The organism is Marinomonas dokdonensis, assembly GCF_052747885.1.
In genome coordinates this window covers 283,045-297,012 of sequence record NZ_JBRAND010000002.1, presented here as the reverse complement: position 1 = coordinate 297,012, position 13,968 = coordinate 283,045, and the positions used below count along the sequence as shown (strand labels likewise).

The window sequence follows — 13,968 nt, the reverse complement described above, 5'->3', positions numbered from 1 at the left end:
AAGGTGATTACAACGCGGAATACTCTTTTTCCCAACGCTTAGCTTCTTTCTTAGAAGGCCCACCTAACACATTTACGGCCGTACGCAGACGTGCTCGGGAAATGTCCGAACCAAGAATAGCCATTGAATCAAATACGGAAACGGAGGCAGTAGAACCAGAAATCGCCACAAACAAAGGCGCGAAAAAGTCCTTTGGTTTAATTTCCATCGCTACCGCTAAGGCTTTAAGCTCAGTAAAGATATTATCCTTGTTCCATTGATTGAGGGCTTCTAAACGCCACAAGGAGAACTGCATCGCTTTACGCAAGGTTTCTTCTTCCATTTTAATGGTAGAGAAATCTTCTTTGCTAATGTTCAGCATGCCTTTTAGGAAAAATCCTGCCACGTCCGCCACATCAGAGAAGGTTTCAACCCTTGGCATAACCAAAGGTAGGATCTGCATAAGATATTGAGGGTTTAACGCCCACTCAACATATTTTTGAGCGAAGGCTTCAGGGCTAAGGTTTTCACGAATCCACATGCCGTTTAGCCAGCTAAGTTTCTCTACATCAAATACTGGGCCACCCAGAGATACGCGCTGAATATCGAAATGCTCGATCATTTCATCTAAAGAGAATTTCTCTCTTTCATCCGGCATAGACCAACCCATACGACCTAGGTAGTTAATGACGGCTTCCGACATATAACCCATGCGTTGGTAGTACAGAATACTGGTCGGGTTTTTACGCTTAGACAGCTTAGATTTATCTGGGTTACGCAACAAAGGCATATGACATAGCGTTGGCATATCCCAGCCAAAGTATTGATAAAGCAAAATGTGCTTAGGCGCAGAGTTAATCCATTCTTCACCACGGATCACATGGGTAATTTTCATTAAGTGATCATCAACCACATTGGCAAGGTGGTAAGTAGGCATGCCGTCGGCTTTCAAAAGCACTTGCATGTCAACTTGAGCCCAGTCAATCTCGATGGTGCCACGTAACATATCTTGCACAACACAAGTGCCTTCTTCCGGTACTTTCATACGGATAACATAGGGCACATTAGCGTCTAACTTAGCTTGCACTTCTTCGGCAGACAGCGCCAAAGCACGGCCATCGTATTTTTGAGGAAGACCTTGTTCCTTCTGCTCAATGCGCATCTGATCCAATTCTTCTGGGGTTTCAAAGGCATAGAATGCATGACCTTGTTCCACCAGCTGTTGTGCATATTGGCCGTAAATGTCACCACGCTCACTCTGACGGTAAGGACCGTATTCACCACCCACATCTGGTCCTTCCGCCCAATCCAGACCCAACCAACGCAAAGCATCAAGAATCATTTTTTCTGATTCTGGGGTACTGCGAGTTTGGTCTGTATCTTCAATACGTAAAATGAATTTACCGCCCATTTTACGAGCAAAAGCCATATTAAACAGGGCAATGTATGCCGTACCTACGTGTGGGTCACCAGTAGGCGATGGTGCTATACGAGTTCTAACCTCAGACATATTGATCTCATCTATCCGTTTCTACAAATGCGGCTATTATAGTCTTCAGAGACCTTCTCGGTAAGGGGTAAACACAGCTCTTTTAGGGATTTACTTCCTGACAATGCCCTCCTTTGGAGGGAAATCGTTTGGATTAAAACAAGAAGATAAGATGATGGCTTATATAGCCTATTAGTTTGCCGTTTTAGGGTGATAACGTAATTGCGATAATCGCACTCCGATGTCCACATCTACTTTAAGCTGAACCAATTGTCTGGACTGTATGGCCTGCTCATAGCCCCCCGCTAACAAACCCTGAATACGCGGCGCGAACGCCTCTTGGTTAGCATAAATTGCCTCTAAAGTAGGCTGTTGCTGAATAATGGTCACGGCTGTTTTAGGGCCAATACCTTTAACCCCAGGAATACGGTTAGTGGTGTCCCCTACTAGGGCCCAATAATCCAATAACTGATGGGGTTCTACTCCATATTTACCGGGCACCCAAGCCTTGTCATAGCCCAACTTAGCAAAATAGTCATATTGTAAAATATGCTCATCCTCTAACAACTGGGTGAAGCCTTTGTCGGTGGAAATAATGTAGGACTTAATCTGGTTCGCGGCTGCTTTCACGGCTAAGGTGGCGATTAAGTCATCCGCCTCCCAGCCTTCCATTCGCAAACAAGGAAAGCCGTTAAAACGCAATAACTTCGCAAAGCTTGGAATGGCGTCATGCAGGGTATCGTCCATGGGTACACGGCCCAACTTGTATTCTGGATACAGCTTGTGACGCCAAGTTTGACCACTTGAGTCAAACACTATCACCGCATAACTTGGGTTAAATTGCTGGCTAAGTTTGGCCAGCGCATCCACGGTAATGCTTTGACAGCGTTCCACTCTGCGAACCGCATCCGTTTCTGACTCGAGAGCAGCGTACAGTCGGCGAATTAAATTCATGCCGTCGATAATTAAAAACTTTTTTTCCACCCCAAGACCTTATCTTTTTGTCACAATTATTTGATACTAGTTTATTCTAACTGTTTTCCACTAGAAACTGGCTAACTGTCTTACTTAGCTGAGAAAAGGAATTTAAATGATGTTTCGGCCTTTCACTACCTATGCCACTTTATTGACTATCTGTTGCTCAGTGCAGAGTATTTACGCTGCCCCTATTCAAGCTGTGATTGGCCTTAATGCCAGCCAAGTTATCGACACCACCAAGGCAGGTAAACTTACCTTAGAGGCCAATCGTAATACCCTAATGCCGTTACAAGAAGATTTCTCGAGCATGCCTCTCCCTAAGGAAACGCCTTTTAATTATTGGTTACAAGAGGTTGAGCGTTTGGTTCGCGTAGATAGCCGCTTACAAACGCTCAGTTACACAGGTGTGCTGAAAAAGGTTTCCCCCCAGTCTGGGAATTTTTTATTAATGGTAAAAAATCGCATTGTTGAATTACCCATCAATGATTTCTATTTGGTTCCTCTGGATAAATCCATCCCCGCACCACAAGCAGATAAATACCCTCAAAGCATTAGCTATCAGACCAACCAACTTTCTTGGACGCCCCAACTAAGCCTAATTATTAACGGAAAAGAGCTTAGCTTTTTCCAGCGAGCGCTGATCCACAACAATGCAGATAAACCAATTGATCTAGACAATAGCCTACTGCATTACTCCAACACCGCAAGGCCAACAGAGCGGGCCGCTATGGGCAAAGCCGTAATGCTTAATGACTCGCAACCTGCGTCCGTACAATTTAATGAAAATGAAGTGACCTACCCTTTAGCTCAAGCTCTTACCCTACCCGCTTATTCGGATACTTTATATCCCTTGCAAACGGGGCACAGTCAGGTCGATAAGAAGCAACATTCGGCACAAGTTTTCACTCACGCTAATAGTCGTGGCGACATAGAGCTCAAATTTAACAGTGAATTGAGCTTTACCGTTAATCAAGATTCTATGCCCGGGGTGTATCAGGTATTTTGGCAAACAGAGGACGGTTTATTAATTCCAGCAAACGCCACCGCCCTAGAAAAACTGCGTAAAGGCACTACGACAAGTATTAACACGAACACCAGCCAAGATATTAGTGGTCAGCTGAAATTGATCAGTTCTACTTCGACCAGTTTACCCAATAGACAAGTCTGGGAAGCTTCCTTAGAAAATCATTCTAATCAGCGCCAAGCCTATAAGATTATTCAAAGTAGCAATGCTTTATTAAGCGTTGAGAATGGCGTGGCGGGGTTACGACAAAATACTGCCAACAGTGTTGAAATAACTGGTACGTTAAATGCAAACGAAAAGCGCGTTTGGCGATACACTCTACAGCAGCAAAAATAAACCAGTCAAAAGTTTAAGAAATATGGAAACTAAAACAATATGATTTCATATTCTAAGCAGATGCAAAAAGTTACGTTATGATATTGTCAGGATTCATAACAGATATAGCAATGTCTCACTGCCACAGGTTAGTTAACTAAGGTAGTATAACTGTATTTCATACTAAGAGCCGACTAATATCCATGAAAAAGCATATTCTAACCTCACTGATTACTGCCGCCATTTTAAACAGCACAACTGGCCATGCAGAAACTCTTTTCGAAGTTTACAAACTTGCCAAGCAAAGTGACCCAGGCCTAAGAGCCGCTCAAGCAACTTTCCAAGCACAAAAAGAGGGCGTTACCGTAAGCGAGGGCAACCTTTACCCTAGCCTAACCTTCAGTGGCGGTTTAACTTACGACAAGACCAGCAGCCCAGTTTACGACGATAGCGGCCTTGCTCAATCTTTATCTCTAGATATGGACTACCCAATTTACTCCCCTGCACTAACTTATGCAGTAGACGGTGTAAAACTTGGTTCTCAAAGCGCTGAATTGTCTCTTGCCAACACAGAAGAAGACTTAGCCTTAACAACGCTTACGGAATACTTCCAATTATTGATTGCTCAGGCCACGTTAAAGACCACTCAGGCACAAGTAAAAGCCACTGAGAGTCAACTGGACAGAGCGAAAAAGCAATACGAAGTTGGTCTAGCCTCTATCACTGACCTACAAGACACTCAAGCAGAATACGACTCAGTTCGTGTAACCGAGCTTAGTGCTCGCTCCGATGTTGCTTATGCCCAGCAAGCGCTTTACCAAAGAACCGGACGTACCATTAGTAGCATCCCTGAATTAGCAGACGACTTCCCAATTCGTTTAAATGCTGACATGACAGTGGATTCACTGATCAATAAAGCCCGTCGCAACAATAAAGACATTCAAGCCCTAGACATTGACGTTCAATCGGCTCAAAACAATATCAGCATCCAAAAAGCCAGTGGCCGTACGCCTACTGTGTCATTGACAGGTTCTTTATCCCACGCCAACTATGACTACTCCCCTAGCCGTAGTACCAACGGTAACACTGAGTATGCATCGATCGGTCTAGGTGTCAGTATTCCACTGTACAGCGGTGGCGCGATCAATGCATCGGTTAGACAAGCCCAAGCCAGCGCGACCGCAGCAGAAGAACTTAGAGCCAGTGCCTTACAAAGCATTGAGTTAAACATTCGCTCCTTGGTGCTTGAGCTTCAAACTTCCGTTGCTCAGATTGCTGCTCAAGAACAGTTAATTCGTTCAAGAACCAGCGCCCTTGAAGCCACCAAAGCAGGCTACGATGTGGGAACACGTAACTTGGTTGAGCTGCTAGACGCTCAATCAAATCTTTACGATGCACAAAACTCCTACGAAACGGCCCGTTACAATTTCATTCTGCAACGTCTAAATCTTTTAGAAGTGACAGGTGAATTGACCGAAGAAGAAATCAAAGCTCTGGATAAATGGCTAGTACAGAAATAACAGCACTTTCCAGCTAGCCCAAAAAATAGGCCGCTTTTAAAGCGGCCTATTTTGTTTTGTCTGTAAGAGAACTTAAGCAGGTCGTGAAATTAAAGCGTCTCGCTGGGTAAAGCGAACTAGCACTTTATACAAGCCGAAGGCATCCTGACTGCCCGCCAGCTCGCGAATAGAGTGCATCCCAAAGGTCGGCAAACCTATATCTATGGTTGGCACCCCAATCTCTCCCGAAGTAATAGGGCCTATGGTACTACCGCAGGCCATGTCACTGCGCACTACAAAACACTGCACTTCATAATTTTCCTCTGCGGCAATGTCACGGTACACACTAGCGGTCTCACTGTTGGTTGCATACCTTTGGTTCGCATTCACCTTAATCACAGCCCCTTTATTGATACCTGGGGCATGCAGCTTGTCATGTTTATTGGCATAGTTAGGATGCAAAGCATGAGCATTATCTGCAGAAACCAACATAGAGCGCTGAATAGCTTGTACGAATTGCTCTGGATTTGGGGATAGCCTGCGCAGCACGTCATCAAGGAAGGGGCCATTGGCACCGCAGGCGGACAAACTGCCGATTTCTTCATGGTCAGTGCAGATAAGTAAGCTAGGACGTTGGCAATCTGAGTCGATAAGGGATTGTAAGCCCACAAAACAGCTCAATAAATTATCCAGTCTAGCCGAGCAAATGTACTCTTCATGCAAGCCCACCAAAGCCGGTGCTTGAGTGTCGTACAAGCTTAATTCGAAGTCTAAAATGTGGCTAATGTCTAAGCCGTCATGCTGTTTTTTAAGTTGCTCTACCAATAAGGCATGCAATTCAAAGGTATTTTCAGCCCCACACAGAATTGGCAGTATCTCTTCTTGGGGGTTCACTGAAAAACCATCATTCACACCACGGTTCATATGGATCGCCAAATTAGGCACCACAGCGATGGGCTTTTTAAAATCTACCAAACGGCTAGTGACCGCACCAGCCTTGTCTTTAAAGGTTACGCGGCCTGCGATGGATAAATCTCGGTCCAACCAAGTATGCAGTAATACTCCGCCATAGACTTCTACGCCAAGTTGGTGGTAGCCAAAGCGCTCTACGTGGGCATTAGGCTTAAGCTTTAAACAAGGACTGTCCGTGTGAGCACCTATCATGCGCCAACCAGTTTGGCTGACATCAAGCGTTGGCGTTGTAAAAGCAATCAGCGAAGAGGCGTTACGAGTGACGAAATACTTACCGCCCTCTTCAATTACCCAGTTGTCATTTTCAAACAGTTCTACAAAACCGGCTTTTCGCAGTTCATCGCTCATGGATGCGGTCGCATGAAACGGTGTTGGTGAAGCCTGTAAGAAAGACAATAGTTGGTCGTTAAACTTAGAAGTTTCCATAAATTCCTAGTAGGACAATGCCTTAAAAAAGTGACTTTTTAACAGTTAAGCTGGCCTTAATGCGCCACGTCTAATATGATTTTACCTATGATTGACCAACAGACCAAGAGAACCCCTATCGGATGAACTATAAACGTCTATTATTTTGCCTATTCACTGGCTTCACGGTCGCAACATCGCCGGCGTTCGCTTTCCAAGAATTACAACCTTCAGATGATTACATTCAAGTCTCCAAAGAAATCGTAGAAATACTTGAGGGCACTCACTACAACAAGCCAAGTATCAACGATCAAATCTCCGAATTGGCTTTCGAAGATTACCTAGATGCTCTCGACCCGACGAAAAGTTTCTTTTTACAAAATGATATTAACGCCCTTTCCGTTTACAAAAAGCGCTTTGATGATGCCATAAAATCTGGAGACACTCAGGTCGCCTACACCATCTACAACCTCTACCTGAAGCGTGTGGAAGAAAGGCTTACTGATCTCGAAAATAACCTGAGCGCCATGCTTGAAGGATTCGATTACACCCTAGATGAATCCCTTGATTTAGACTCAGAGCACTACACTTGGGCAAAGAATAAACAAGAGCAAGATGAGACTTGGCGCAAGCGGTTAAAAAACCGTGCTCTGACTTTAAAACTTAATGGTGAAACCCCTGAGGCCATCAGTGAAGTACTCACAAGCCGTTTTAAAAATCAGCTAAAACGTATTCACCAAACGGATGCGGTAGATGTTTACCAAATTTTTGTGAACTCCATTACTGCAGCACTAGACCCCCACAGTAGCTATTTTGCCCCACGGGCCTCAGAGACTTTCAACATCAACATGAGCTTGTCCCTAGAAGGCATTGGTGCTGTCTTACAGATGGAAGATGACTACACCAAGGTCGTACGCCTGATCCCTGGTGGCCCAGCTTCCGCAAAAGGCGAACTGTCTCCCAATGACAAGATTGTCGGTGTTGCCCAAGAAGGCAAAGAAATGATCAACGTTGTCGGCATGCGCTTAGATGATGTGGTCGATATGATTCGCGGCGAGCGAGGCACCACAGTCACCCTTGAAATCATCCCCAGCAAAGGCACAGGACAAACCAGTAAACGCATTAAGATCGTTCGTGAAAAAGTTAAATTAGAAGATCAATCCGCGAAAAAAGAGATTGTCGAAGTCACCCGAGGTGATGATACCTACAAAGTTGGCGTGATTGAACTACCGACTTTCTATTCTGACTTTGCCGCCCAACAGGCAGGGGATAAAAACTACAAAAGCTCCACTAAAGACACGAAAAAATTAATCGAGGAGCTACGTAAAGAAGGTATTGTGGCGCTAATTTTAGACCTTAGAAATAATGGCGGCGGTTCCCTACAAGAAGCCAACAGCTTAACTGGCTTATTCATTCCTTCTGGCCCAACGGTTCAAATACAAGATCAAAATGGTCGCATTACCCCTCTTGGTGATCGTGACCCTAAAATTGCCTACAGTGGCCCATTGGCGGTACTGACCAATCGTATGAGTGCTTCCGCATCAGAAATCGTCGCGGGCGCTCTTCAGGATTATGGCAGAGCACTTATTTTAGGTGGACAAACCTTTGGTAAAGGTACGGTACAAGCTTTGCAGGAAGTCGATAAAGGCCAACTAAAAATCACTCAGGCAAAATTTTATCGTGTCTCTGGGGAAACGACGCAACACAAAGGTGTTGTACCAGACATTATTTTCCCAAGTGTTTTTGACACAGAAAAAGTCGGTGAAAGCTCCTTAGACAGACCTCTTCCTTGGGATAAAATTCACGAAACTCGATACCCTATTTATTGGGATATGCCTTCTTTGTTCCCAATTCTAGAACCACGTCATCAAGCACGCATGGCAAAAGACCCTGACTTTATTGCCTTGAATGATCAAATTGCAGAATTTAGAGAAAATGAGGACAAATACAAAACCCTCTCTTTAAATGAGAACACCCGTATTCAGATCAATGAAGAGACAGAAAAGCGTGAATTAGACCGAGAAAACGCCCGTCGTGCTGCTTTAGGCTTAGAAGCCATAGAGTCGGTTGATGATATCGAGCCGACCGACAAACTGGTATACAGCAAGGAAGCAGCAGAAATTCTGCTGGATTTTATTGCCATCAACCAGTTGGCGGAGCGTGAAAAGGCTCAGCAAGAACAGGCAAACTAAACGCGAATTTTACGCCCTAAAGGAGGCCATTCCTTTAGGGCGACTCTTCCCTATTACTCCTATTTTTACAGCGAACCAACAGCACCATGGCTAAAGCGTCATCCGATAGAAACACCATTGATTTATTTACCAATCCACCCGGCCGGCCTCGTAAGCACCCTTTAACCCGAAAAGATCAATTGAAGGTGAATAAACGTGTCCAGCGACAAAAAGAAAAAGCCCAAGGTTTAAAACGGCTGGAATTAGTAGTGGATCAAGAAACCATTACCAAGCTTGATCAGTTATGTGAGCTCAACGACATAAAGCGTGCCGAGTGGCTTACCATGCAAATTGCTCTGAGTTACTCAAAAATTAAAAACAAAAAAGTCACCGCTTAGGGAAATCCAATTTGATATACTCACCTGCTCACCCATGATGCATAGACAGAACAGACGGATTTATGGCCAAACTGTATTTTTATTACTCTGCAATGAACGCAGGCAAGTCCACGGTATTGTTACAATCGGCTCACAACTATAAAGAACGCGGTATGCGACCTTTATTATTAACCGCCGCCATAGATGATAGGTTTACCCAAGGCCAGATCACCTCTCGCATAGGCATTAGCGCCCAAGCCAGCTTGTTCACTAATGATACGGACATAATGCAAACCGTTCTGCTGGAAAGCCAAAGCAATGAGCTGAGCTGTATCTTAATAGACGAAGCCCAGTTTCTGACCAAAGAGCAAGTCTATGCTCTGTCTGATGTGGTCGACGTGTTAAACATTCCCGTCTTAGCATTTGGTATCCGCACGGATTTCCAAGGCGAGCTGTTCGCTGGCAGCCAGGCTTTGCTGGCGTTATCGGACAAACTTATCGAATTAAAAACCGTCTGTCATTGTGGTAGCAAAGCCACCATGGTTATCCGCCTAGACAGTGACGGTAAGCCAGTAAAAGAAGGCGATCAGGTACAAATAGGTGGTAATGACCGTTACCTTTCTGTTTGTCGAAAACATTTTAAAGAAGCTGTGAGAAACTAATTATGTGGTTCAACAACGCGCAAATATTCCATTTAAAAGACACTGAATCACTGGACACCAACAAGCTGATCGACAGCTTAGCGGATTTCCCACTAAAAGAATGTGGCTCTCAAGACGAGTTTTCATTTGGTTGGATGCCGCTTATCCGCAACAGCGAACAATGGAGCTTGGTTAACAATCGTTGCATCTTGCTCCGCGCCGGCAAAGAAGAAAAAGTCCTGCCCTCTGCGGTGGTCCGTGAAGAATTAGAAAGCAAGGTAGCCGAAATAGAATTGGTTGAAGGTCGTAAAGTAGGTCGTAAAGAAAAGACCGACTTAAAAGACGAACTTGTCTTTACGCTACGCCCTAGAGCCTTTGCAAAACGTACCGACATATGGGCTTACCTTGATCTAGAAGCCAAGATCATTGTTTTAAACAGCACCAACGCAAGCATGACGGAAGAGCTTTTCAAACATCTGCAAACAACCTTAGGCAGCTTCCAAATGATGCCTCTGCAAGCACAAGTTTCTCCAGCTTCCTTAATGACGGATTGGTTGGTTAAAAATGAGGTGCCAGCTAGTTTAGAAACGGGTGATGAATGTGAGATCCAAGACAGCTCCGAAGATAAAGCCAAGATTCGCTTTAAAGCCTTAGAGCCCTTATCTGACGATGTCACTCGCCACCTAGCCGACGGCATGGCCGTAAAAAACCTTGCTCTACGTTGGGCGGATAAACTGAGTTTTGTACTCCATGATGACCTAACCCTGCGCAAAATCAAGTTTGATGACACCTTAAAAGATGCGGCTTTCAATGACTCCCAAGGGGGCGGTTTGGCTGATATGGATGCCAACTTCTCATTGATGTCCCTCACTTTGAGAGAGTTTTTTGCCTCTTACTCCTTATGGTTTGAAATTAACGCCGCCCATGAGGCCTAGGCTAAAACACTATGTCTAAGTTAGCAGAAGAACAAAGCATTGCTAAACGAGTCACGCTCATTGGCGCATTTTGGGACGCCGTACTGGGCGTGGCGAAAATACTTGCGGGGTATTTTTCCCAGTCGCAAGCCTTAATGGCCGATGGTATTCACTCTCTATCGGATTTAGTCACCGATGTCTTTGTTTATTTTGCGGCCAGCAACGCTCGCCAAGGCCCAGATCAAAACCACCCTTACGGCCATCTAAGGTTTGAAACCCTCACGACGGTGTTTCTAGGCTTTGTACTCATGTTAGTGGCCATTGGTATAGGTTACGAAGCCTTTAATAGCCACCAGCAAGCACAACTCACTTGGTATGGCATCCTTGCTCTACTCGCCACCATAGGGGTGAAAGAAGCCATTTTTCACTACACCAAGCGTGCTGGTGAGCAAATTAGCAGCCAACTACTGCTTGCCAATGCTTGGCACAGCCGTAGTGATGCCTTGTCCTCCATTGCGGTATTAATTGGCCTCATTGGGGTGTACCTAGGTTATCCCTGGGCTGATATGGCGGCCTCCTTTATTGTGGCCTTTTTAATCGGAAAAATGGCTGTCACCATGATCTGGGATAATCTTGCCGAATTAGTGGACACAGCCCCCGACCCAGAATTAATAGAGCAAATTAAAGCGACGGCAGACAGCTTAAAAAATGTCGTGGCGCCCCATGATGTTCGAGCGCGCTCCATGGCGGGTAAGATTTACTTAGACATGCATATTCATGTACCTAGTCATGCAAGCGTCAGTGAGGGGCACTATTTGGGGGATCTCGTGGCCTACACCATTAAACAAGCTCACCCTCAGGTAGAAGATGTCTTGGTGCACATAGATACGGATGATCGCATTCAGAAAGATAGCTTTCGCCCTACAGATCCCTCTGTCAGACCAAAGCACTTACAATTGCCAGCACGTCACCAAGTCATGGCGGACCTGGGCTTTTTATTGCGTCAACACAGCCAATATTTAGACATACCGCAAACCCGATTGCATTATTTGGGCAACACTCTGAGCATTGAGCTGATTGCCAACAGCGATAAACTTGCTGAACGCACCAGTCAGCAGCAGGCTAACGCAGGCATTATGATGGATCTACAAGGGGCTCATTACCTTAAAGATGTGGAAATACTCTGGCGTTACCCAAACCAGTAATTCACTCCTCTTGACCCTCTTCTCCTAACGCATTTTGGCGATGATGGTCAGGCAAGGTTTTACTGGTTTTCGCTCCCATGACGCGCAGTTTTTCCGCTCTTGCCATCAGGTTTCCACGACCAGTGGTGAGTTTTTTCAAGGCCGCATCATGGCTACGGTTCACCGCAGATAACTTGCTGCCGATTTCATCCATATCTTGCACAAAAGCAGAGAACTTGTCGTACATGGCGCCTGCTTGGCGTGCGATCTCGATCGCATTCTGACTCTGTTTTTCATTACGCCAAATATTTTGAATGGTGCGTAAGGTGGCCAATAAATTAGAAGGCCCCACAATGATGATATTGTGCTCGAACGCTTCGCTAAACAAACCATTATCCCCTTGTAATGCCAACCCAAAAGCCGCCTCAATAGGAATAAACAGCAATACAAAATCCAACGAGGTAATCCCAGGTAAATCATGATAAGACTTAGCACTGAGCTCCTTCATATGGCGACGAACAGCCTCTAAGTGTTGCTTTAAGGCTTTCTCTCTTTGCTCATCGGTCTGGGCTTCCATATAGCTTAGGTAACTGATCAAGACCATTTTTGAGTCAACAATTACCTGTTTCCCTTCTGGCAAATAGATCACTACATCCGGTTGCAAGCGTTTGCCGGCTTCGGTTTGATAAGAGCCTTGCACCTCATATTCACGGCCTTTTTCCAGACCAGAGCGTTCTAGGATGCGCTCTAGAATGACTTCACCCCAGCCCCCTTGCAGCTTATTTTGCCCTTTTAATGCCTGAGTTAAATTAAGAGCATCGTCACTGATTTTTTGGTTAAGCTGTTGCAAGCCTTTTATTTCCTTCACCAAGGAAAAACGTTCTCGTGCTTCTTCTTGATAGCTTTTCTCGACACTTTCTTGAAACTTTTGAATCTGACTGCCCAAAGGCGTCAGCAAGGTACCTAGCTGACGTTCGTTTTCTTTCGCTAATTGTTGCCCTTGGTGACTCATAATCTCTTGGGCCAATTGCTTAAATTCCGTTTCGTTTTGACGTTTTTGCTCTCGGTAAAAGGCTTCCTTTTCTTGCCAGACACTTTGGGCTGCAGCAAACTGTTGCTCCAAGGTCAGCGATTCTTTCTCTAAATAATGAACCTGATCCTTAGATTGCTGTAAAAGGCGCTGTAATTCCTCATTTTGTTGCTGCATTTTTGCTTCGCTAAGGTGCCACTGACGACGCATAGCCTGTACAATTAGACCTGCAACACCCGACAGCAAAATTGCACTCACGCAAAAGCCGGACAACACTAACGCGGCTTGCCATTGCCAATCTGTCATATATTTAACAACCTGCTATTTTTTATAATGAAATCAATCATTCTGGAATTCAGTTAATAAGTTTACATGGATTACTATCTAAGCCCAACACACACCCAGCGCTTTGATCTTGAAATCAAAAATAGTCAGTTTATTACCCATGTTGCACGCACCAAGGGTCGTGACGCGGCCAAAGCCTTTGTTGATCAAATCAAACAAGAATATCCAGACGCCAACCATAACTGCTGGTGCTTTGTGGCAGGTGTGCCTAACAATGCCCATTTGTGGGACCAAAGCGATGATGGGGAGCCTAAAGGAACCGCCGGCAAGCCCATGCTGAATGTCTTACAACATTCTGACTTTGGTGAAACCACACTTGTGGTGACACGATACTTTGGCGGCATAAAACTCGGTGCCGGCGGCTTAGTTAGAGCCTATAGCCAAGCTGTGCAAGAAGCGTTAAGCCAGACCATAAGTGAAAACATTTACCCAAGATCACCCGTTCAACTAAAAATCGCCTACTCTTTATTGGGTAAAGTGGAATATTGGTTAGAACAGAGTGATATCGAAATTGACAATAAAACCTACAGCGACAGCATCATCATTGATCTTGCTGTTATTGAACGCACCTGGCCCCAACAAAAAGTCGCACTTATCGACTTATGCCAGGGTAGCTTAACTTTAATTGAACCGGATAAAGCATAA

12 protein-coding genes are annotated in these 13,968 nt (G+C 45.0%); 8 read left to right on the top strand and 4 right to left on the bottom strand.

Annotation, left to right across the window (positions count from 1 at the left end; translation table 11 throughout):
• Positions 1–7: 7 nt before the first annotated feature.
• Together gltX and xni are read right to left on the bottom strand one after the other, a co-directional pair.
• The gene (gltX, locus tag ACUM5Y_RS05870; protein ID WP_445975938.1) at positions 8–1,489 is read right to left on the bottom strand and encodes a glutamate--tRNA ligase; all 1,482 of its coding nucleotides are present in this window, start codon (positions 1,487–1,489) and stop codon (positions 8–10) included.
• Between the two features lie 171 nt (positions 1,490–1,660).
• Positions 1,661–2,452: a flap endonuclease Xni gene (gene xni, locus ACUM5Y_RS05865; RefSeq protein WP_445975937.1), complete on the bottom strand. Its 792-nt coding sequence runs from the start codon at positions 2,450–2,452 to the stop codon at positions 1,661–1,663.
• A gap of 106 nt (positions 2,453–2,558) precedes the next feature.
• On the opposite strand from xni, the gene ACUM5Y_RS05860 reads away from it, so the two are divergent.
• Positions 2,559–3,806, top strand: a complete 1,248-nt coding sequence (locus tag ACUM5Y_RS05860) for a hypothetical protein (protein WP_445975936.1) — start codon at positions 2,559–2,561, stop codon at positions 3,804–3,806.
• 182 nt (positions 3,807–3,988) lie between these two features.
• On the top strand, positions 3,989–5,305 hold the full coding sequence (locus tag ACUM5Y_RS05855) for a TolC family outer membrane protein (protein ID WP_445975935.1): 1,317 nt from the start codon (positions 3,989–3,991) through the stop codon (positions 5,303–5,305).
• Positions 5,306–5,377: 72 nt separating this feature from the next.
• On the opposite strand, the gene ACUM5Y_RS05850 is transcribed toward ACUM5Y_RS05855, so the two are convergent.
• Positions 5,378–6,682 carry a M18 family aminopeptidase gene (locus ACUM5Y_RS05850; protein ID WP_445975934.1) on the bottom strand — a complete coding sequence of 435 codons (1,305 nt, stop codon included), beginning with the start codon at positions 6,680–6,682 and terminating at the stop codon, positions 5,378–5,380.
• Between the two features lie 122 nt (positions 6,683–6,804).
• Here ACUM5Y_RS05850 and ACUM5Y_RS05845 point away from each other — a divergent pair, with 122 nt between their 5' ends.
• The 5 genes from ACUM5Y_RS05845 to ACUM5Y_RS05825 all read left to right on the top strand — a co-directional run bounded on the left by ACUM5Y_RS05845 (position 6,805) and on the right by ACUM5Y_RS05825 (position 11,969).
• Complete coding sequence (locus ACUM5Y_RS05845; protein WP_445975933.1) at positions 6,805–8,853, top strand: carboxy terminal-processing peptidase; 2,049 nt, start codon at positions 6,805–6,807, stop codon at positions 8,851–8,853.
• 86 nt (positions 8,854–8,939) lie between these two features.
• Positions 8,940–9,230 (top strand): LexA regulated protein, encoded by a 291-nt coding sequence (gene ybfE, locus ACUM5Y_RS05840; protein ID WP_445975932.1) that lies wholly within the window; start codon positions 8,940–8,942, stop codon positions 9,228–9,230.
• 62 nt (positions 9,231–9,292) lie between these two features.
• Positions 9,293–9,871, top strand: coding sequence for a thymidine kinase (locus tag ACUM5Y_RS05835; protein WP_445975931.1), 579 nt, complete (start codon positions 9,293–9,295; stop codon positions 9,869–9,871).
• 2 nt (positions 9,872–9,873) lie between these two features.
• A complete protein-coding gene (locus ACUM5Y_RS05830; RefSeq protein ID WP_445975930.1) occupies positions 9,874–10,785 on the top strand; it encodes a recombination-associated protein RdgC in 912 nt (303 codons plus the stop codon).
• An 11-nt stretch (positions 10,786–10,796) separates the two neighbouring features.
• A complete protein-coding gene (locus tag ACUM5Y_RS05825; RefSeq protein WP_445975929.1) occupies positions 10,797–11,969 on the top strand; it encodes a cation diffusion facilitator family transporter in 1,173 nt (390 codons plus the stop codon).
• 1 nt (position 11,970) lies between these two features.
• Here ACUM5Y_RS05825 and ACUM5Y_RS05820 read toward each other — a convergent pair whose 3' ends face one another.
• Positions 11,971–13,284 (bottom strand): DNA recombination protein RmuC, encoded by a 1,314-nt coding sequence (locus ACUM5Y_RS05820; protein ID WP_445975928.1) that lies wholly within the window; start codon positions 13,282–13,284, stop codon positions 11,971–11,973.
• A gap of 66 nt (positions 13,285–13,350) precedes the next feature.
• Between ACUM5Y_RS05820 and ACUM5Y_RS05815 the strand changes: the two genes are divergently transcribed.
• On the top strand, positions 13,351–13,968 hold the full coding sequence (locus ACUM5Y_RS05815; RefSeq protein WP_445975927.1) for a YigZ family protein: 618 nt from the start codon (positions 13,351–13,353) through the stop codon (positions 13,966–13,968).